Annotated in this window: 10 protein-coding genes and 1 pseudogene; 7 read left to right on the forward strand and 4 right to left on the reverse strand. The window is 61.4% G+C overall.

Annotation, left to right across the window (positions count from 1 at the left end; all coding sequences use genetic code 11):
* Positions 1-109: 109 nt before the first annotated feature.
* From NA29_RS26235 to NA29_RS07175, 3 genes and pseudogenes are all read right to left on the reverse strand, one after another.
* The gene (locus tag NA29_RS26235) at positions 110-8,200 is read right to left on the reverse strand and encodes a hemagglutinin repeat-containing protein (RefSeq protein WP_371328957.1); all 8,091 of its coding nucleotides are present in this window, start codon (positions 8,198-8,200) and stop codon (positions 110-112) included.
* Between the two features lie 88 nt (positions 8,201-8,288).
* A pseudogene (locus tag NA29_RS07170) lies at positions 8,289-10,580 on the reverse strand (two-partner secretion domain-containing protein); the annotation flags it as partial.
* 9 nt (positions 10,581-10,589) lie between these two features.
* A complete protein-coding gene (locus NA29_RS07175) occupies positions 10,590-12,422 on the reverse strand; it encodes a ShlB/FhaC/HecB family hemolysin secretion/activation protein (RefSeq protein WP_157127355.1) in 1,833 nt (610 codons plus the stop codon).
* 454 nt (positions 12,423-12,876) lie between these two features.
* Between NA29_RS07175 and NA29_RS07180 the strand changes: the two genes are divergently transcribed.
* The 7 genes from NA29_RS07180 to NA29_RS07210 all read left to right on the forward strand — a co-directional run bounded on the left by NA29_RS07180 (position 12,877) and on the right by NA29_RS07210 (position 21,038).
* Positions 12,877-15,219 (forward strand): bifunctional salicylyl-CoA 5-hydroxylase/oxidoreductase, encoded by a 2,343-nt coding sequence (locus NA29_RS07180; RefSeq protein ID WP_039397120.1) that lies wholly within the window; start codon positions 12,877-12,879, stop codon positions 15,217-15,219.
* A gap of 9 nt (positions 15,220-15,228) precedes the next feature.
* A complete protein-coding gene (locus tag NA29_RS07185; RefSeq protein ID WP_052252598.1) occupies positions 15,229-16,050 on the forward strand; it encodes an SDR family NAD(P)-dependent oxidoreductase in 822 nt (273 codons plus the stop codon).
* A 141-nt stretch (positions 16,051-16,191) separates the two neighbouring features.
* Positions 16,192-17,055 carry an enoyl-CoA hydratase family protein gene (locus NA29_RS07190; protein WP_039397122.1) on the forward strand — a complete coding sequence of 288 codons (864 nt, stop codon included), beginning with the start codon at positions 16,192-16,194 and terminating at the stop codon, positions 17,053-17,055.
* A 3-nt stretch (positions 17,056-17,058) separates the two neighbouring features.
* Positions 17,059-18,243 carry an acyl-CoA dehydrogenase family protein gene (locus NA29_RS07195; RefSeq protein WP_039397124.1) on the forward strand — a complete coding sequence of 395 codons (1,185 nt, stop codon included), beginning with the start codon at positions 17,059-17,061 and terminating at the stop codon, positions 18,241-18,243.
* A 202-nt stretch (positions 18,244-18,445) separates the two neighbouring features.
* Positions 18,446-20,089: an AMP-binding protein gene (locus NA29_RS07200; protein ID WP_039397126.1), complete on the forward strand. Its 1,644-nt coding sequence runs from the start codon at positions 18,446-18,448 to the stop codon at positions 20,087-20,089.
* A gap of 65 nt (positions 20,090-20,154) precedes the next feature.
* Entirely contained in the window at positions 20,155-20,628 is a 474-nt protein-coding gene (locus NA29_RS07205) for an acyl-CoA thioesterase (protein WP_052252599.1), read from the forward strand.
* Between the two features lie 2 nt (positions 20,629-20,630).
* Entirely contained in the window at positions 20,631-21,038 is a 408-nt protein-coding gene (locus tag NA29_RS07210; protein WP_039402674.1) for a RidA family protein, read from the forward strand.
* Between the two features lie 414 nt (positions 21,039-21,452).
* On the opposite strand, the gene NA29_RS07215 is transcribed toward NA29_RS07210, so the two are convergent.
* Positions 21,453-21,986: an ureidoglycolate lyase gene (locus tag NA29_RS07215; protein WP_039397128.1), complete on the reverse strand. Its 534-nt coding sequence runs from the start codon at positions 21,984-21,986 to the stop codon at positions 21,453-21,455.
* Between the last annotated feature and the right edge of the window lies 1 nt (position 21,987).

The raw sequence follows: 21,987 nt of genomic DNA on the forward strand, positions 1-21,987 counted from the left end.
TCCATGAGTTAAGAAAAAGTAGGCTGACACTAAAAAACTTGAGAACGCCACCGTCAAAAATATGGTTGTCGATGTCGATGTTGCATAAAATATAAATCTTAAAATAATGTTATTTGTCATTTAATAATTTCAGAGTTTTCAATTGATCCTGTGCTTTTGCAGACGTTGCTTCAGATGTAACCGATCCAACCACGGCGCCGAGAAAGTTTGATGCCTCGTGCGATGCGATACTTTTTGCTGCTCCGGTGATTGCTTGCCCTGTCTTTGCCCCAGAAACCGTGCCGATCAATGCGCCAGCACTGGCCCCCGAGATGTTCTCGCCTTTAATTATTGCCCCCAAAGCCGCGCCGCTGACGTTCGTCGATATAGAGGTAATAATCCCCCGTCCCTGCGTTATCGCCCCGTCCACAATAGCAATAAGCGCATCGACCTTACTCATTTCCTGCTCGCCGTTGAGCGCTTTCTGAACGAGTAGGTTTGCGGTTCCACCGATCGCGCCGCGCACGGCCATACCGGTTGCGGTAGCAGCACCCGGCGCGAGTGCTGGTGCATTGCCCATCAAAATCACCCAATTCTTCAAAAGCAGCGTCGCTGGCTGCGGTACGTCGGTACCGATCCATTCGAGCAGATCGGTTTGGGCTTTTTGGATTTCCTCAGCGGATGCGCCGTTCTGGCTCATGAATTCCCCCAGCGAGGCCGCAGCAGCCCCCGCTTTCACTACGCCTTGTGGAAGCGTGAATTGGTTGTTCTCCAATTCCAACCGAGACGCGATGCTCGCTGTCGTGGCGTCATTGCCCGTCCCGGCAGCGATGCCTGCCACGACGCCTTCAATGAGATTCATCCGGGCCTCCTTGTCCTGCTGCGGTAATTCGTCATTGCGCGTGTCGGCTATCTGATTGAGCAAGTTGCCAAGCACTACGCTCGCCGCACCGCCCATTGCACCCGCGCCGCAGTTGCCTCCCGAAGCCGCTCCACCGGCGCAGCCGACGATGCCGTGCAGGGCTGTTCGGGCGGATTCGCTTTCGAGGCTGTCAGCGATCTGTTTCACTTTTTCCACCGCTAACGTCTGCAAATAGCCGACGGCTGCACGCTGCAGGAATTCGCCAGTCCCTGCCGTGACGTTTCCACCCGCCGCCGCCGCCATCACCGTGACTATCTGACGGTAGCGTCCGCCCGGTGCCCACTTCGCCGCGTCTTGAATCTGTCCGTCCAACGCCGCGATCTTCACCGGATCCGTCTCCTTCTTACGTGCCTCTTTCAGCGCCTCGAATTCCTTCGCCCGGTTGGCCACAAACGTCCCGACTTCGCGCTGCAGCGCCCTCACGATCTCGAAGCCGGCTTCGATCTGCTCCTTGTCGAACTTGTTGGCGAGGGCGTTGCTCCCATCCCGATCCGACGACACGTCACGATTGACGTCCGCTACCGCTTCCTGCGCCGTCTTACCCGTCAGGTCGAGTTGCCTTGCCTCGTCGGTAATCTCGATCACAGCCCCGCTTACACCGCTTCGGGTGACGCTGGAGGCGCTGTCGCCAGCCGCCACAACTATCGGTGGAGCGACGCTGACAGGCCCAGTTTTCGGTAGTTCGGTCCCCGGCGTCGCGTTAGCACCGGTCTGAGCATCCCCCTTCTGATCGGTCCCGACTTTTGCGTTGTCGCCACCACCCGTACTGATGCCGCCGCCCAAGCTGATACCGAAGGCGTCGTACTCTGCGTGGTTCTCGATGTCACGCGTCGTCAAAGACCCAGTTTTCAGACGGTTCCTATTCGCGTCGACCGCTTTTTCCGTGGATGCAATGACCGCTCCCGTCAGGTCGGTGTTGCCCTTGACCGTCACGTCGAAACCCGCATCTCCCGCCTTAATTCCCGCCTGGTCCACGACGCTGGCGAAGTCACTGTTGATTTGCTGATGGCTGACGTTGATGCTGCCGGACGCCCCGCCGAAACCCACCGTTCCGCTCCCGCTGATCGACTGGTCTTTCGACTGGTAACGGCTGGTGTCCTGAAGGCTCTCGATGTTCAGATCGCCATCGACCCTCGCGATGACGCGCTCGCCGCTCACCGTCCCGCCGCGGATATTGGTATCGCCTCCCGATGAGATTTCGGCCACGTTGCCCGCCTTGACGTGACTCGATCGATGCGTCACATCCGAGCCGTCGGCTTTGCCGCGCGACAGGCTTGCGTTGGCCGTTACACCAATGGTCGAGCCTTTGGTCCCCAGGGCAATGCCCAGCCCTATGCCGCCAGATACCCCGCTGGAGGTTCGATGATGCTCGGCCGTATCGGTCGACGCGAGAATGTCGAGCGCGCCGTCCGAAGCGAGCGTCACGTTGTCTCCCGCCTCAATCGTGCTCCCCCGAATCTGCATCGATGATCGATCGCCGTCGCCTGTGGCGTTGATGGTAATGTCGCCTCCCGCTCGCACCGTCGAGCCGGTGGACGTCGTGCTGTCGTTCGTTTCGCGACTCTGTTGCTTCGATCCTCCGACGGTGACGGAGATATTGACGTTGGCCGCGTCCTGTAGATTCTTGACGCTGTCTGCTGCGTTCTTGATCGCAAGCCCCCCGGCGGCGACACCGAGAGCCTTCATGCGGGAATCGTTCACCTTGCCAACGGCCTTGCCCATCTGGCCGAGCGTCTCAGCGGCGCTCAGGAGGGGGCTGGATACGGCGACCGTCAGGCCAGATTGCTTGACTTCCCGCTCATGAACGGACTTTTCCGAATCCTGGCTTTCGACGATGGCAACGCGCGTGGCGGCGATTTCGATGCTTCCGTCGCGCGCGAGAACCGTGCTGCCTTCCTGCCGGAAATCGTTGCCCGCGCGAACCGTGACGTCGCCATTGACCGTCCCAACGATGCTTCCCGTTCGATTCACCTGCTCCCGCCGCTGCCTGTCTTTCTCAGTTCGGCTGCCAATAGTGAAACTCGTGCCACCGCCGAAAACACCGGTGGTCGTTTTTTCGGAGGCGGACAGTGAAGTCCCGCGGTCTTCCGTGGACGAGATGTCGATATTCCGTCGGGCGCCCAATACGACGTCGTTGTCAGCGATGACGTGACTACCCGCAATGGCGATATCCCGTCCCGACATCAAGGAAACGGCATCCCCGGACAACGTACTCCCCGTCGTGCGTGTTCCGTGACGCTCCCGATGCGTGGTCTCCGTCGTCGATGACAGAAGACCGCTGCTCGTTCGTTGCGTCCAACGGACGTCGTCGTATTGCGCGGCAACGCCCCCGACGGTGACGTCCCCAGTGGCCGTGATTTGAATATCGGATTTGCCTGTGTGGCCCGGAACCGGCTTCGTCGTGGACCGATCAGGCGCGTCGCCACCGGCGCTGAGGTAGGCGCCGAGTAAGATGACGTCACCAGTGCCGGATTTGTCCGTCGACACGTAGGCGCTCACGCCTCGTTGCTCCAGCAGTCGACTCAACGCCGCAGCTTGCCCGGCGGCTATGCCGATTCCCTTGCCAGCCGACAGTTGCGTTCCTCGCGCGGTCTCTTCGTAACTATCTACCTCGGTGGAGTATGAACTGCTACGAACGCGCCCGGCGTCCTGAATGCTGTCGAGGACGGCATCGACCTTGACGTCTCTTCCCGTCGCGATGGCGATATTTCCATCCACACCAACGCGTGCACCCGATGCTGTCAAGTCGCGCCCTGCGATCAGCGTCGCATGTTCACCGGCGGTAATCTGCGACGCCACGTGCTCTTTGATCTGCGTCTGATTGTGGTTGTCTTGCGTGCCACCGCCGAAGTCTCGTTGCAACGCGCTCGCGCCCAATGAGATGTCGCGTCCGGCTGTCAGCTTCATATCCTCGCCCGCATCGATGACCGCCCCGACGACGGTCAGGTCTCGACCTGCGGTGACGGATACGGATCGGGTCGCGGACACGTTGCCCAGAGATTCGATGGACTTCGTCGCACCACCTTGAGACCCTTTGCGCCACTCGAAGGTGTTGAGGGCGTTCTCGAAGACGACGTCACGCCCGGCGAAGACGTCAACGTCGCGTCCCGAAATATCGCCGCCAATATTGGTCATGTCGCGCGCCGCGACGACCTCCACCTTTCCTTTGTTCCCCGCACCGCCGATCGTGCCGAGATTCCGAACGTCGTCGGCCGTCAATCGGGTGCTGGCGCGCCCGGCTATCTGACCCGCGTTGTTGATTAGATTTGTTGCCTCGATGAGGACGTCGCTACCTGAGATCAATGCGCCCCCGGGCTGCATGGTGACGCGCTTTCCATGGGCGAGATAAACCGTGGGAACAAGGACCTCTTGTGTTGTCCCATCTGGCAGCGTGACGGTCTGCCGCACAAGCCAGACGATGTCGTCCGTGAGCGCCTTCATTTGTTCTGCGGTCAGTCGAATGCCAATACGAAGCTCCAGATCACGTCCAGCCCGGGCACCTTGCGCCAACAGATTCCGAATGACCGTATCGTCTTTCCCCCCGACGGCTTGCCCGGTGAGCTTGAGAATTTGCTCCCGGACCAGCTTTGACTCGTAGAAGCCATCCCCGATGCGCCGTTCCACGGCCGACGGGTCGATGCCGAGCAGATCGAGCATGTAGTTGCTGGAAACCAGCTTGCCGCGCTCGGTAAATCGTGGATCGGTTTCTATCAGGTAGGGATGGTCGGGCGCAGAGATCACCTGAAAGAGCGCACTTCTTGGCAGAGTGATCCCCGGAATACCGCCGGAAATGGCGTCGAGCGTCTGAATCGCACCCACGGCCCCGGGCCGCGTCGCAGTCTCATTCAGCGTATCGACAGACGCCCGAGTGGAAGCGGAGACGGACTCAACATTGGAATTCACGGAGACTCTGGATGACGCGTTCACGCCGCTGTCGGTGTTTCGGCTACCAATGACCGTCCCGTCGATGGCTGCTGTCTCGATCGTGATGTCGCGACCACGAATTCGGGTTGCCTGATTCGACGATATGAGACTCGAGAGCCCGCCGACGACGGTCGTCCGCTCGGCGCCAGGAAGACTGACCGAGGTGCGCCATGAGTCGCTGTTCCCGCTCTTTTCGTGCCAGTAAAGGTCTGACACCTGCTCGATCCGTTCGACGCGCTTCAAGCCGACACTACGACTCGTAATGTGCCCGTCGTTTCCGCGGACCTTCAGGTCCCCGCCCGCGCTTATCGTCGACGCGTGATTCAGTGCAGTACCGTTATCGACGTTCAGTCGGATCGTGCCTTGCGATGTGATAACGCCCGGGGCAGCTACATCGCCCAATACGTCGGTTCGGCTATGCACGGTGAGAGTGCGGCGATACTCATTGGTATCGCGGCCATCGCGTATGCCGTGCCCTCGCCGGAAGATTCGCACCCCCTCGTCCGGAGCGCCCGAGATCGCCTGGCCCGACTGGTCGACGACCGTCGGCAAGATATGTTTGGCAGGGTCGTAGTCAGGCCAGAATTCGATAATCCAGTTTCCGCGGCCGTCATCCGTTATCGACTCGAAATGCTGGACCGCGCTGCGCGTGATGTTTCGGGTGTCGTATTCGGAGAACGATCCGCGTCGAAGCGATACCTCGATGATTGGCTTTTCTAGGGAGAACGTCTTCCCCTCGGTATCGAGTGCCGTCAGCCCACGCTTCGGAATGGTGACGCTTATCGGCGCGCCGACCGCCCGAAGTTTTTCTGCCGAATGCGCCGCGCGCGCCTCGCGACCCCAACGCCATTGGGTGAAGCTTTGATTCCGCGGATTCGGGACGAGCTTCGTCGTCTTGATCGTGCGTCCGTTGATATCGGTTTCGATGTGCGGTGTTTCGATCAATGGAGGCTCACCGTCTACGCTCAGGCTGTGGCTCGTATGAACGGTGGGCAATTCTTCGCATGCGCTGCCGGTATGTGCGGCACACCTCTCACGGCTATCCGAGTCGGGTAGGGCGATGTATCCCGCAATCCAGACGTCGCGAATGGTCTGCGTCGTGCTTTCGTGTTCGCCTTCAGTGACGTTGATGTAACTACGATCATTGATGAAGTCGCGCGTGGCGATATCGATGTCGCCACCGGCTTCGATCGTCGCGGAGCGGTTAACGAGCCGTTCGGTTTGCTCGGTGAGAAGGCCCTCGGCATCGAGGGAGTCACCGGCCGCGATGCGTAATTGCCCAAGGCTTAACAGCGTGGCACCGGTTTGGTTGACGACTTCACCGCTCGCGAAGATGTCCAACTGCTGCGTCGCAGCGATCACCGCCGGGTCACCCGTATTTTCAACGCGTGCCCCGTCGAACCGAATGCGATGACCGAGGATGGATCCCGTGTTGCGCAACGCGGTGCTGCGCAGTCGGATGTCGTCACCGTCGACACGTGTTTCGTTGATGAAATCGCCGGAAGCGTCGACAACCACCGAACTTGCCCGGAGGCGACCGCCCTGCGAATTCAATACCCGCATCGCCGTGACCGTCAGTACCTTGTTGGCTTCCAGCAAACCGTAGATCCCTAACGTGCCCCCTACGCCGAGCGTCAGATTTCCGCCAACTTGCCAGATATGGTTCGGGCCGTAGACGAAGTCGCCAGGCAGTGCGATGTTCAAATCGCCGCCCGCGCGTAATCTGGCGGTGCCTGACAACTGATTCGTCCGCAGGCCCAGCGTCCGATTCACGGAAATCTCGCCGCTTCTATGATCCAGCCGCTCGACCGCGAGAGACGCATCACGTCGTGCCTGCACTACACCGCCATTGTTGAAACTTCCCGCTTGCTCGCCGTTTTCCCGGGACAGGGTGAGATCTTCATTGGAAAAGATCGTGCCATCGTTGGTCAACGTATCTCTGATCACTAACGCCAGACCTGTGCCGGACGTGATTTGTGAGGACGGCCCGTTTGTCAGAGCATAGGTCCTGATGGAAAGACGTCCGTTGCCGCCGATCAGTCCTGTTGGATGAAATCGGGTGGCGTCGCTTGTCCTGGCGTTGATAAGTGAGTCGGACACGAGGGTCAGATCTCCTTGTCCGCCATTCACAATTCGGCCATTGGTGTTGTCGATACTGGCTGCGGTAATCGAAACGACGTTGTTCGCAGTCGTGGCGTCAGCGGCCGCAGCGGGGCCGCTCTCAATGCTTCCGTCCGTATTGTCCAGCGCGCCACGCGTCGTCAATTTCAGCGCGGTGCCGGAATGGACCTCCCCGGAGACGTTCCCGAAGTCCCCCTCTGCAGACGCCGTTATCGCCTCGTTGGCGTGTAACTGTCCCCGTTGATTGTTGATGTCCTTTGTCGACGCAATGGTCAAGGCGGCCCCGGCTTCGATGCGTGCCCCGTCGAGATTGTCGACGCCACCTGCATGTACGCTGACCGCGCCGTTACCGGCGATATTGCCCCGCCGATTCGCTGTGCTTCGGGAGGCCGCGACGTTTCGTAGCCGCTCGCGAAGCACGATGTCGATAGCACCGTTGCCGGCATTCAGAATGCTACCGTTTTCGTTATCCAGACGTCGTCCCGACATCCGCATGCGGCCGTTGGGCGCTCCGATCTCAAAACGTCCCGAGCCGTTGTCGATGTCGCCTTCGACGGCGAGCGTCAATATTTCGTGGACGCTCACCAGGCCCGAACGATTGAAAAATCCACGACCGGCCATCGCGCTCAGACCCTTCAGTGCGATCAGGTGTCCGGCATCGTTGAAGACGTCGGATGACGCTTCCAGTATGAGCGTGTTTCCGCTCAGTCGGCCGCCGCGGTTATCGAACGTGCCAACGCCAAGTTCAATGTCTGCGTTTGTGGCGATTCGCCCGCCATCAGTATTTTTCAACGCGTTGCGAACGTTGATTTTCGTCAGTTCCTGCCCAGCGTTTTGGAGACTGCCTGCAGTGTTGTCGAATGCTTGTGCGTCGAGTGAAAGGGCGTCGTTGGCCTCGATGAGGCCGCTGTGATTGTTGAGCGCCCCGCCGACGTTGAGCGAGAGACGTTTCCCCGCTATCAGACCGGAGGCGTTATCCAGCCCGTGAGCGGTGTTCACTGTCATGCTTCCAAGTGAACTGAGATGCCCCCGGCCGTTCGCAATCTCGCCGCCATCCAGCTGTAAATCGCCGTTGGTTCGAATACGTCCGCCGCGATTGGCTATCGTTGCTCCTGTGATGGTGATCGTTCCGGATCCGGCATGCGCAATGTCGCCATCGCTGGTGTCCAGCTCCGCTGCGTCGATATTGGCGTTGTGTGCCCCGAAATGAATCGTGCCGCCACGATTGTCCAACGCGTAGCGATGAGGCGTCATGTGGGCGGTTCGCGGTTTGGCGAACGGCGCCGGACTGATTGTCGAGTTGCCGGGCATCGACGGACAGCGAGCGCGCTTCCAGTTGTCCACGGGCGTTGATGACCTGATCGGCGCGCAAGGCCAACTTATCGCCAGCCGATATCGATCCGTCACTATTGTCGAGCGCGTTCCGGACCGAAAGGGTGACGTCGTGCTGTGCAGTGATGGTGCCGCCAAGGTTCAGAAGGCTACGCGCAACGTCGATGATGAGTGAGTTCTGCGCCGCGAGCGCGTCGGAATTGGAGAGGTCGGCAGTCGTAATGAAGACATTCGCGTTCCCCGCAATCTCTCCCTTTGCGTCGTCGAGCGCGGCGTTATGAATTCGATCGCGCACACGAAGATGAAGGTCGTCGGCAAGGGCGAGTATTCGGCCGCCACGATTCTCGACGATGCCGGCGCTCAGGGAGAACTTCGACCCGGACTGGATCAGACCTGCATCGTTACGAAATTCCTCTTGAATCGACGCAGACAACGAACGTGTGGCGGATATTGCGCCGCCCGTGTTCCGCCACGCGTCGGTTACCGCAGACAGGTCACCGTTCGTGGCAATGGTGCCTTGCCCGTTATCGATGGATGCCGCGCGCACGCGAAGCTCGCCGGTACCGGCATGTTCGATTTTCCCCGAGATGTTGTCGACGTGTGCCGCCGTCAGCGAGAGATCGAGGCCATTGATTTGTATTCGACCATCGTGATTGTCGAGCAACCCAGAGAGCTTGATCTGGACAGGAGACTTGCCCCATTGAGAGAGAGTGCCCCGGCGGTTGCTCAACGCAATGGCCTCCATGAACAGAGCGGCCGTCTTGAGTGTTGCCGAGTCGTGGTCGATCGTTTTTGCCGCCGTCATGTGAAGCGCGTCACCCACGCTCGTCGTGGCCCGTACCATCGAAATGTCGCCGATGCGAGCATGGACTCGCATGCCATACAGCGCCGTCAGCGTCGCGTCTGACAGGTCGATCGCGTCACCCGATAGTTCGAGATTTCCCGTCGATGAGAGCGTCCCGCTTGATTGCAGTGAGCCTGAGGCCGAGACCGATACGTCTCCCGGACTGCCGCTTGTCCCGTCGGGATCGGTTCCTGAGGCGATCATGCCGGACGAGGCGACGGCACCGCCTCGTGCGCTGAAGTGTCGCCCGGTCGAGGCGATTCCCGTATGTCGCCATGTGCCGCCAACACTCAGCGTCATGTCGTGACGACTGCGCAAGGTGCCAGCGCTGATGAGCTCGCGTGCTGACGCCAGATCGAGTGCTCCATCGGAGATCACCTCTCCGCTAACGGAGAGACTTCCAACTGCCCGAGCGTGAATGTCCTCGCTCGCGTGCAACTTACCGGCAATCTGAACATGCCCCGCATTGTTGAGCACTACGGCGCCACGACTGGCTGCCACGTGTCCGTCCAGATTGACGCCGACACCGGTCTCCGTACCTATCAGTCGGATTTTTCCCGCGTACATGCCGCCAAGGCGCGAAACGTCCAGGGCGAACGTCGGTCGTCCTCCTTCGGCTTGTGTCGAGTGACGAACTTCGAACGTTGCTGCGTCGACGTCGTTCAAGCCGGTGATCACGTCCAGTCGCTGCGCGTGGACGGCGGCATTGATCTCCACAGCACGAGCAAGCAAAGCGGTGCTCTCAAGGTTCCCGCCATTCAAGCCGTTCCCGGTGATGTTCAGAAGACCGCCGGTGACGCGAAAGGCCTCAAGCGACCCACTGCCGCCGAATACCGGCAATCCGGTTGTCAGGACGCCACGCGGTACGTTGATGAAGCCGCAGCCGTTGCAGGTCAGGCCATTGGGGTTGCTAATGATGACTTCCGCTCGTTGGCCTGCGACCTCCAGATAGCCGGCAACGTTCGATGGCAACGTGCTCGTGACCTGGTTGACGATAATTCGCGCCGGATCGCCCGCGAGATTGGGGTTGCCCGGAACGAGCCCTCCGATTTGCGTCTGCACGATGGTGCGCGAGTTGTTGAGAATGACGCCTTGCGTGGGGACGTCGAACTGGTGGTATTGATTTTGAGAGACGCCGGCTGCGGTGGGCGATGTGATATTCACCAGCGGCAGGCCGTTAGGCGTCGTGCTGACGCCCGGTGCATGCGGGCCCGGGGCCGCGACGATTTGAGCGAATGCCGTCACCGGAAGCGCCATGGCTAGCAGTGCAGGGATTAACGACATCCGCAGCACATGCGCGACGCCCGACGGCGAGCGAGGCGATTGCCGGTGAATTGCCGCGCGGCGCTTAGCGCTCCGATCGCTTCCGGGTGTCCTGCCGCGGCTGACGTTTTCGCCGACAGCGACCCATTGATGTTGAACGTGACTGAATATCAGTCGATAGCAATGTGTATTCATGGACTGAGCTCAGTAGCGAACGGCGAGGGAGAGACCTGCGACGGCGGTGTTCACGGGAAATCCGGATGGATAGAGGAGGGGCTTCGCGACGAAGACGTCGTAATTGGCGTTGCCCCAGGGGCCGCCGTATGCGCCGATCTGGCCGCTGAGTCCAATGGCTACACCGGCCAACTGCGTGCCCGGAAGATGGCGGGTACCGGGACCGAACACTCGCCCGTAGTCGATACCCACATAGACGGCGTGAGTGCTCGTTGCGAGAGGCGCGTGGATGTCGTGACGGAGAAAGAAGCCGCGTGCTGCGCTGAGTGTTTGATCGCCCGTGAAGCCCCGTACGCTGTATCGACCGCCGATTGCCATCTGGTCGACGGCCCAGAGCGCATTGGCCGTGGTCTGGCCGTGAAGCGTGCCGGTGAGCCTTAACGGGATGCCGCCGAGTCGAATTGGGGCAGACCACTGTAAGTCGGCGAGAAACATGCGGTAGCGATACGTTTGTGGCGTCGGGTGGTGTGTCACCGGGTCACGCAGATCGTCTTGTGCGCCGAACCACGGCATGCCTTGCCGATAGCTCAATGCAACGTCCGCTTGCGCCGCACCCAGATATTGCCTTCGGGCCATCCCGAGTTGGAGATACGTGTTGTTCCTGTATTGCTGGGAAATCTCGAAGTCTTCGATGAAGCTCTTGCCGAACCGGCGGCCGATGCGCGCTTCCGCGGTCGTCTTGCTTCGGCTGTCCCGATGCACGACGCGTTCCAGCCGTAGTTCGGCTGTCTGGTTTCGCCCGCTGGACACGAAGGTTTCATTGGCGCCCGCTACACGCTGGAAGTAGGTGCGAGTGCTCCCAAAGACGGAAACCGTGCCGTAACCCCAAGGGACGGAATAGCTGACGCTGCCGCCTTTCGTGCCGAAGCGATCGTCGCCGGTCGACAAGTCGTGCTGCGCGGAAAGGTCGAGAAGATCGTTTAGTCCTAGCGGGTTGTCGATGCCGATGGCCAGTTGCCCCTGCAGGCGACCTGTGTCGCGGGTGCCACTGTTATCCACGGAGGCCAGCAGTCGCCAGAGCCGTCGACGTTGCACGTCGATCAACACATCGCTGGTCCCGAGTCCCTTACCGGGCTCGATACGGATGTCTGCGTCCTGACCGGGCATGCGCTTTAGCTGCTCCAGTCCTTGTTCGAGCCCGTGTATCGAAAGGATGTCGCCTTCGCGCAGGGGAACGGCGGATCGCCAACTGCCTCTCACGCTGTCATCGGCAAATCGGACGCTCGAAATCCGGCCGACGATGAGGTGCAATGTCAGGCGGCCGCCGGCCAAGTCCTGTTCCGGGACTGAAACGCGGGTTGTGACCCAGCCGTTCGCCAACACTGCCTCGGTCGCCTGCGATGTAATCAACGCAATGCCTTTCGTGCCTGCGCACTGGCCGACAAACCGGCCCAGGGCAGTCGCGATGGGGGCGAACCGACTCGGTAAGGCATCGCCATCCGGGCCGGTCATCGCAATGTCGGTTAGCGGAACACAGGGCGCTTCCGTTGGCAGTTGCGTGGTGTCGATCGGAGATTCGGTGCCGTCGGCAGGGGCCGATAAATGGACGTCGGGTGCGTCGGCTCTATGTTGGCGTTCCTGCGCGTCTCGTCGTTGGCGCTCCAGTTGCGCGTCCTGGACGCCTTGCCGAACTGGGTCCCGGACGACCTGTGGTGGGGTCTGCGCCAACGCCGTTTCGGGATGAAGTGCCAGGCCACCGATGAGCGCGCCGAAGCAGGTGATCGCCGAGGCTTGAGTGATAAAACGAGTGCAAGTGCGGTGTGAGACGACTGCCGATTGATGTGGAAGATCTGGATATGCCACGAATTGCGCTGCCCTTACTTTTGGTCGAATCAAAGCGCAGCGTCGCGCTCACGACGAACACCGCAAGGGCGGTTTCGGGCGCGAACGCATTAACGCGTGCGTAGAAGGGCGCAACAGCGAGCACGGTTGACGTGCGATAGCCGGGGGGGCTTACACCCTGGCGTCTCGCCAGAGAGTGGATGGTTCGAAAGTGACAAGACGGGGACGATTCTGGCAGGGGGGCGGCGACACGTATTTCGAAATTGAACCAACTTGTGCACTTTCGGAATTGTCTGAGTGGAACTTGGGGAGGTGCCTTCGCCTAAGTGCTTTCCCTCCCACGGCATCCCTGCACACCACCGACCTTGCCGTAGTGAATTTTTTTCGCTAGTATTTTAGGCATAAACTATTTACGATTTAACAAAGGTCGACCGCTCGGCTAGCGCGACGCGATCTGTGAATCCGGAGGCTGGAGATGAATATCGTCTGTATCGGTGGCGGTCCCGCAGGTCTGTATTTCGGGCTGTTGATGAAGCTGCGCGATCCTTCCCATCGTGTCGTGGTGGTCGAGCGCAACCGGCCTTACGACACTTTCGGTTGGGGCGTCGTGTTCTCCGACGCCACCATGGACAACCTCCAGGAAGCCGACCCGGTGAGTGCCGCAGAGATCAATGCTGCGTTTAACCACTGGGACGACATCGACATCCACTTCGAGGGCCGCACGATCACCTCGGGCGGGCACGGCTTTATCGGCATCGGCCGTAAAAAGCTCCTGAACATTCTGCAAGCGCGCTGCGAAGCCCTCGGCGTCGAACTCGTGTTCGAGACGGACGTGAGCGACGATCAGGAGATCGCCCGCCGTTACAACGCCGATCTGGTGATCGCCTCCGACGGCCTGAACAGCCGCATCCGTACCCGCTACGCCGACACCTATCGCCCCGACATCGACACGCGTCAGAACCGCTTTGTCTGGCTCGGCACGCATCAACGTTTCGATGCCTTCACGTTCGCCTTCGAGAAGACCGAACACGGCTGGTTCCAGGCGCACGCCTATCAGTTCGACGCAGACACGTCGACGTTTATCGTCGAGACGCCCGAGTCGGTCTGGCGCGCCCACGGCATCGACCAGATGAGCCAGGAAGAGGGCGTGAAGTTCTGCGAAAACCTCTTCGCCAAGTACCTCGGCGGTCACGAACTGATGAGCAACGCCAAGCACCTGCGCGGCTCCGCCATCTGGATTCAGTTCCCGCGCGTCATTTGCGAACGCTGGGTGCACTGGACCGATGTGGACGGTAAGCGCGTGCCGGTCGTACTCATGGGCGATGCCGCACACACGGCGCACTTCTCCATCGGCTCGGGCACCAAACTCGCACTCGAAGACTCCATCGCGCTGGCCGACGGTCTCGGCACGCAGGGCATCGACGCCTTGCCGCAAGTGCTCAACGACTACGAAGCCGCCCGCAGCATCGAAGTGCTCAAGATTCAGAATGCAGCGCGCAATTCGACGGAGTGGTTCGAAACCGTCGACCGCTACGCGCGCTTCGCCCCCGAACAGTTTGCTTACTCGCTGCTCACGCGCTCGCAGCGCATCTCGCACGAGAACCTGCGTGTGCGCGATGCCGGTTACGTGGAAGGCTATGAAGACTGGCTCGCCGAACACGCAGGTGTGAAACGCGCCGCCGGTCAGCACGCGATTCCGCCGATGTTCACGCCGTTCCGCGCACGCGAACTCACGCTCAAGAACCGCATCGTGATGTCGCCGATGGCGATGTACTCGGCGATCGACGGCGTGCCTGGCGACTTTCACCTCGTGCACCTTGGCAGCCGTGCGCTGGGCGGCGCGGGCATGATCGTCGCGGAAATGACGTGCGTGTCGCCGGACGCGCGCATCACGCCGGGATGCCCCGGTTTGTGGAACGACGAACAACGCGATGCCTGGAAGCGCATCGTCGATTTCGTGCATTCGGGCAGCGACGCCAAAATCGCCATGCAGATCGGGCACGCGGGCCGCAAGGGCTCGACGCGTCTGGCCTGGGATGGCATCGATCTGCCGCTGAACGACGGCAACTGGCCGCTGATCTCGGCCTCACCGATGCCCTACATCGATGGCGTGTCGCAGACGCCGCGCGAGATGACCCGTGCCGATATGGTCCGCGTCAAGGATGACTTCGTGCAAGCCGCCCGTCGTGCCGCCGAAGCCGGTTTCGACTGGCTCGAACTGCACTGTGCGCACGGCTATCTGCTGTCGAGCTTCATTTCGCCGCTGACCAATCAGCGTCAGGACGAGTACGGCGGTTCGCTGGAAAACCGTCTGCGCTATCCGCTGGAAGTGTTCCACGCGGTGCGTGATGTGTGGCCCGCCGCCAAGCCGATGTCGGTGCGTATTTCGGCGCACGACTGGGTCGAAGGCGGGATTACGCCGGACGACGCAGTCGCCATCGCCATCGCCTTCAAGGACGCCGGGGCGGATCTCATCGATTGCTCGTCGGGTCAGGTCAGCAAGGAAGAGAAGCCGGTCTATGGCCGCATGTTCCAGACGCCGTTCGCCGATCGCGTGCGCAACGAAGCCGGTGTGCCGACGATTGCCGTCGGCGCCATCTTCGAGGCGGATCACGTGAACAGCATCATCGCGTCGGGGCGCGCCGATCTGTGCGCTCTCGCCCGACCGCATCTGGCCGATCCGTTCTGGACGCTGCACGAAGCCGCGAAGATCGGCTACAAGGATCTGCCGTGGCCGTCGCAGTACTATGCGGGCAAACGTCAGTACGAGACCAATCTGGAGCGTGCTGCCGCGTACGCTCAACAGATCGGTAAATAAGGACAGTTCATGACGTCGACGACAACCTCTACCCACGCCATCGGTACGACACCGACATCGCTCACGGGCGTGCATGCGCTCGTGACGGGCGGCGCGCGGGGCATTGGCGAAGCGGTGGCCCGCGCGCTGCTCGCGCAGGGCGCGCGCGTGACGCTGCTCGGTCGCAATGAAGCGAAGCTTGCGCAAGGCGTGCAAGCGTTGGCCGGGTTCGGTGAGGTGGCCTGGGTGGCGGCGGATATTTCGGACGCGACCGCGGTCGAGGCCGCTTTTGCCCGTGCCGCAGAGCGTTTCGGCCCGGTGCAGGTGCTCGTCAATAACGCGGGGCAGGCTGTGAGCGCGCCCTTCGGCAAGACGGACGCAGCGCTCTGGCAGCAGATGATCGACGTCAACCTGACGGGTACGTATCACTGCATCTCGGCCGCGCTGCCCAACATGGTGAGCGCTGGCTGGGGACGTATCGTCAATGTCGCCAGCACGGCTGGTCTTATCGGTTATCCGTACGTCACCGCGTATTGCGCGGCCAAGCACGGCGTGGTCGGTCTGACGCGGGCACTGGCACTGGAAGTCGCGAAGAAGGGCGTGACGGTGAATGCTGTCTGCCCGGGCTATACGGAAACGGACATCGTGCGTGAAGCGGTCGCGAACATTGTCGCCAAAACGGGGCGCAGCGAAGACGAAGCGCGTGCCGAGCTGTCGAAGCGCAATCCGCAGGGACGCCTCGTACAGCCGCAGGAAGTCGCCGATACGGTGCTGTGGCTGTGTCAGCCGGGCGCGGGCGCGGTGACGGGGCAGTCGATTGCGGTGGCTGGCGGGGAAGTGACCGTCGGCTAAGTGTTGTGGGTGTGACGAAGACTCAGGACGTTGCGTAGTCGGATGACCACGCAACGTCATTCTAACTAGCAGGATCGTTGGGCGTCATGGGCGGGGAACACCGACCCGGAGCGGCTCGACGATGGCAAAGGAGATCGGCCAATGAGTGACGTGAAACTGACGATGGCGCATCACAAGCGCCCCTTCGCGAACTATGAAGCCAGGCACTTTCTGTGGTCGGTGTCGAACGATGCGCAAGGGCGTCCGAGCATCGGCACGATCACGCTGAACCGTCCCGACAAGAAGAATCCGCTGACGTTCGACTCGTACGCCGAGCTGCGCGATCTGTTTCGCGGTCTGGTCTACGCAACGGACATCAAGACGGTTGTGGTGACGGGCGCAGGCGGCAATTTCTGCTCGGGTGGCGACGTCCACGAGATCATCGGGCCGCTCACGCAGATGAGCATGCCGGAGCTGCTGGATTTCACGCGCATGACGGGCGACCTCGTCAAGGCGATGCGTGCTTGTCCGCAGCCGATCATCAGCGCGATTGACGGCATCTGTGCCGGTGCGGGCGCGATGGTGGCGCTGGCCTCGGACATGCGTCTGGGCACGCCGCAGACGAAGACGGCATTCCTGTTCGTGCGTGTGGGGCTGGCCGGTGCCGACATGGGCGCCTGCACGCTGCTGCCACGCATGATCGGGCAAGGTCGGGCGTCGGAGCTGCTTTACACCGGCCGCGTGATGACGGCGGAAGAGGGCCAGCAGTGGGGCTTCTTCAACGCGTTGCACGACGGTGGTGCGGTCCTCTCGGCAGCACAGACGCTGGCCGATCAGATCGCCTGCGGACCGACCTTTGCGCACGGTGTGACGAAGAAGTTGCTGCATCAGGAATGGAATATGGGCGTGGACGAAGCCATCGAGGCGGAAGCCGAAGCACAAGCCATCTGCATGCAGACGAAGGATTTCCGCCGCGCTTACGACGCCTTCGTCGCAAAGCAAAAGCCGGTGTTCAAGGGCGACTGACCTATGAGCGATATCACGCCTCACAACGCACGTAATGCGGACTTTCTGGCCTGGCCGTTTTTCGACGACGCGCATCGCCGTCTCGGGACGGAACTCGATGACTGGTGCACGCGCGAACTGAAGGTCGACCATCACGCGGATACGGACGCGACGTGTGTCTCGCTGGTGCGTCAGTTGGGCCGCGCCGGATGGTTAAAGTACTGCGTGCCCGCGAGCCACGGCGGTGCGCTGGATCAGTTGGACTCGCGCGCGCTGTGTGTGCTGCGCGAAACGCTGGCGCGTCACGACGGTCTCGCCGATTTCGCCTTTGCGATGCAGGGACTCGGCAGCGGCGCGATCACGCTCGCGGGCGGCGACGCGCTCAAGCAACGCTATCTGCCGCGCGTGGCGTCGGGCGAGGCGATTGCCGCGTTCGCACTATCGGAGCCGGATGCCGGTTCGGATGTGGCGGCGATGGCCTGTTCGGCAACGCTGGACGGTGACCACTACGTGCTCAATGGCGAGAAGACGTGGATCTCCAACGGCGGCATTGCGGACTTTTACTGTGTGTTCGTTCGCACGGGCGAAGCGCCCGGGGCGCGTGGCATCAGCGCATTCGTGGTGGACTCGGACACGCCGGGCCTGACGATCGCCGAGCGTATCGACGTGAGCGCACCGCATCCGTTGGCGCGTCTGAAGTTCGAGAACTGCCGCGTGGCAGCGTCGCAGCGTCTGGGCGACGCAGGGCAGGGCTTCAAGGTCGCGATGATGACGCTGGATATTTTCCGCGCATCGGTGGCGGCCGCCGCGCTGGGTTTTGCGCGTCGCGCACTGGATGAAGGGCTGGCACGCGCGAAGTCGCGCGAGATGTTCGGACAGACGCTCGCGGACTTCCAGTTGACGCAGGCGGCACTGGGGGACATGGCGACGTCGGTGGATGCTGCCGCGTTGCTGACGTACCGCGCCGCGTGGCAGCGCGACGTTCTGGGGCAACGCACGACGCGTGAAGCGGCGATGGCAAAGATGTTCTCGACGGAATCGGCGCAGCAGGTGATCGATCGCGCGTTGCAGATGTTCGGCGGTGCAGGCGTGGTGTCGGGCGCGGTGGTGGAGCGTCTGTATCGCGAGATCCGGTCGCTGCGGATTTACGAAGGGGCAACGGAAGTACAGAAACTGATCATCGCGCGCGAACTGCTCAAGGACGGTTGATCGTTCGCATTCGGCAGTCGACGCGCGGGACAAGCTTTGACAAGTCCATGGCAGTTACACGGCGGGACTTGGGATGTGCGCAGTGGCAACCCACGGAGACAGGGATGGCATGGCGTCTTGCAATAACACTTGGAAGCACTAGGACTCCGTCGGGCGCGAAGCGCCGGCGTCATGCTTGATTACCGGGGGCAAGGAGAAGCACATGGAACGATCTGGACATCTCGACACTTTCGCGCGCGACAATCTGCCGCCTGCCGATCAGTGGCCCGAGTTTCTGCTGGACAATCCGGACGTGGCGTATCCGGCGCGCTTGAACTGCGCTGCCGAGTTGCTGGACCACGCGATTGCGCAGGGACGCGGCGACGCGCCTGCGATTTATTCGGTGGAGAACGGCCAGCCGACGGTGACGACGTATCTCGGTTTGCGCGAGATGGTGGACCGCATCGCCCATGTGTTGCGCAACGATATGGCGCTGGTGCCGGGCAATCGCGTGTTGCTGCGTGGCCCGAACAATTTGTTCATGGCGGCCGCATGGCTTGCGGTGATCAAGGCCGGGCTGGTCGGTGTGCCGACGATGCCGCTGCTGCGTGCGAAGGAACTCAAGCAGATCGTCGATAAGGCGGAGGTAACGGCTGCGTTGTGCGATGGCAGGCTTAAGGAAGAGCTGGAATTCAACCGTCAGGCAGGGCATGAGTACTTCTGTCCGGTGCTGTCGAAGGTGGTGTATTTCCACGACGTTGGTGAGGACTCACTGGAGGCCCGTATGGCCCATCAGCCAGCGAGCTTCGACGCCTGCGACACGGCTGCGGACGACGTCTGTCTGATCGCCTTCACCAGCGGTACGACGGGCCAGCCGAAGGGCACGATGCACTTCCATCGCGACGTGCTCGCGATGTGCGATCTGTTTCCGCGTCACGTGCTGAAGCCGGGGCCGGACGACATCTTCTGCGGCACTCCCCCGTTAGCGTTCACTTTCGGTACGGGCGGCTTGCTGACGTTCCCGTTGCGCGTTGGCGCAGCAACGGTGTTGCTGGAGAAGCTCACGCCGGACAGCCTGCTGCAAGCTATCGCCGATTACCGCGCGACGATCTGTTTCACGGCCCCTACGTTCTATCGTCAGATGGCGGGGCTTGTGGGTAAGTACGAACTTTCGAGTCTGAAGAAGACGGTGTCCGCCGGTGAGGCGCTGCCGGATGCGACGCGTCAGTTGTGGAAGCAGGCGTCGGGCATCGAGATGATCGACGGCATCGGCGGCACGGAGATGATTCACATCTTTATCTCGGCCGCCAATGGCGACGTGGTGCCTGGCGCGATCGGTAAGCCGGTGCCCGGCTACATCGCGATGATCGTGGACGAGAACATGCAACCGCTGCCCCCGGGGCAAGTGGGCAAGCTCGCCGTGAAGGGGCCGACGGGGTGCCGTTACCTCGCCGACCCGCGTCAGACGAATTACGTGAAGAACGGCTGGAATCTGCCGGGCGATACGTTTATGTGCGACGAAGCGGGCAATTACTACTATCAGGCGCGCTCGGACGACATGATCGTCTCGGCGGGCTATAACATTGCGGGTCCGGAAGTGGAGTCGGCGCTGCTGCAGCACCCGGCGGTCGCGGAGTGCGGGGTAGTCGGTGCCGACGACGAGATGCGCGGTCAGATCGTGAAGGCTTACGTGGTGCTCAAGTCGGGGCAGGCCCGTGACGATGCGATGGTGAAGACGCTTCAGGAGTATGTGAAGGCTAACATCGCGCCGTATAAGTACCCGCGGGCGATTGAGTTCGTCGACACGCTGCCGCGCACGGAGACCGGTAAGCTGCAACGCTTCAAGCTGCGTCAGATGGCGCAGTAATACGATAACTACAAAGCTCAGGGTGCTCCAGTGGGCACCCACTGACTTTGGCAGGGGAGGACGCAATGACAACGAAAACCGATGTCGCGGAACACGCTTTCGTGAAACCGCTTCTGGTGCGCTTCAAACACTGCGACCCGGCAGGCATCGTGTTTTATCCGCGCTACTTCGAGATGATCAACGATCTCGTCGAAGACTGGTGCGCCGAAGGCCTCGGCCTGTCGTTCGGCGACATGCACCTGCGCAATGGCATGGGCGTGCCCACGGCAAACATCGAATGCCGTTTCAGTGCCCCGAGCTTTCTGGGCGAGACGCTGCAACGCTCGCTGGAAGTGACCCGTCTCGGTCGCTCGTCCATGACGCTGCGTATCCGCTTCGCCGGCGCTAACGACGAAACCCGCCTGCAAGCCACGCTCGTGCTGGTCTGGGTCGCAAAAGGCGAGGGCGGCAAACCCGCCCCGATCCCTGTGCCCCCAGCCCAACGCGACGCGATTGTCCGCTTTGCTTCACCCGATTCTGTGATTGAAGGAGTGTCCTGATGCTGCAAGTTCTCCAACCGCCCGAATGGGCAAAACCGCGCGGCTACGCCAACGGCATGGCCTTCGAAATGACGGCAGGCAGCCGCATCATCTTCGTCGGCGGTCAGATCGGCTGGAATGGGCAGCAACGCTTCGAGACGGATGATTTCGCACTTCAGGTGCGCCAAACGCTCGAGAATATCGTCGCGATCCTCGCGCAAGGTAACGCCAAGCCCGAACACATCGTTCGCATGACCTGGTACGTGAAGAACAAACGCGAATACGTCGCCAACTATCCCGCCATCGGCGAACACTATCGCGCCGTCATCGGACGCCATTTCCCCGCGATGACCGCTGTGGAAGTTGCCGATCTTGTTGAGGACGAAGCTAAGGTCGAGATCGAAGTGACGGCTGTTGTGCCTGCTGTCTGATTCTTTCTCGCCCTGTCTCGCGCGCTCTCGTGCTCTCTCGTGCTCTCTTAAAACCTTCCCCCTAACGGACCGGGGCCCCTTTCCGCCGCTCAGACATAAACCCAACTCGCTGCAGAAAGGCGCCCCGGTCCGTCTCCCTCGAAGCACCCAGTGCCTCAACCGACACCGCCCGATTCCCGCTTCCTTAATCGAAGCCGTCGTCCCGTTGACACCGCTCTACTCAAGCGCAGTCGCGACGTCACACCCGCCCCGCACGTGCTCCGCAACTGCTGCGGGACGGCCGTGCCGTCGCCCACACGCTTCCTCTCCCTCCCAACGCCTCACCGCGTTCCTCTGCGCTTCACTTTGCTTTCTCCCACCCAATAAAAACGCCGGGCATCGCCCGGCGTCTCTTTGTCCCACTGACTTCATTCCTCACGCAGCCTTCTGCGCTCCCTGCACCGCATCCAACTCAACCTGCGTCAGCAAGTACACACCCGGCAAATCCTGCTCGTCACAGTTGTGGCCGTCACCACCCCGGTCCACCACCACGAAGTCGCTCACCTCATCCAACGCCAACAACGGGTGATGCCACACGCCTCTCGCATAGTTCACGCCCTGCCAGCCATCCGAGACGAACGCACGCATCTTGCTCACGTCCAACTCGCCCGCCGGGGCGACAACCACCAGATACGGCGTCGTCTTCAACGGGATGAACGCCTGACTGCCCAACGGGTGACGCTCCAACATCTTCACCTCGTACGGCAACTGCCTCGGCTGGCCTCGGAAGACGTTCACCAACGTACGCCCACCCTCCGGACCCAGATCCACCGTCGCCAAATCATGGAATCGCTCGGTCGTCCCGCCATTGATCGCGAAATGCTTCGCACCCTCCAACTCGATCACATCGCCGAACGGCGCGAACGCCTCCCGCGTCAATCGCTCGATCTTCAATGCCGGTCCCACCATG

It is taken from the genome of Pandoraea sputorum (genome assembly GCF_000814845.2).
GTDB classification, from domain to species: Bacteria; Pseudomonadota; Gammaproteobacteria; order Burkholderiales; family Burkholderiaceae; genus Pandoraea; species Pandoraea sputorum.

Coding starts and splice junctions, on each gene's coding strand:
- NA29_RS26235 (WP_371328957.1), bottom strand. CDS start 8,200: ATGACGCCTCATCGCTACGCGTTGGACAATCGTGGCGGCACGATTCAT.
- NA29_RS07180 (WP_039397120.1), top strand. CDS start 12,877: ATGAATATCGTCTGTATCGGTGGCGGTCCCGCAGGTCTGTATTTCGGG.
- NA29_RS07200 (WP_039397126.1), top strand. CDS start 18,446: ATGGAACGATCTGGACATCTCGACACTTTCGCGCGCGACAATCTGCCG.
- NA29_RS07195 (WP_039397124.1), top strand. CDS start 17,059: ATGAGCGATATCACGCCTCACAACGCACGTAATGCGGACTTTCTGGCC.
- NA29_RS07215 (WP_039397128.1), bottom strand. CDS start 21,986: ATGGTGGGACCGGCATTGAAGATCGAGCGATTGACGCGGGAGGCGTTC.
- NA29_RS07205 (WP_052252599.1), top strand. CDS start 20,155: ATGACAACGAAAACCGATGTCGCGGAACACGCTTTCGTGAAACCGCTT.
- NA29_RS07190 (WP_039397122.1), top strand. CDS start 16,192: ATGAGTGACGTGAAACTGACGATGGCGCATCACAAGCGCCCCTTCGCG.
- NA29_RS07185 (WP_052252598.1), top strand. CDS start 15,229: ATGACGTCGACGACAACCTCTACCCACGCCATCGGTACGACACCGACA.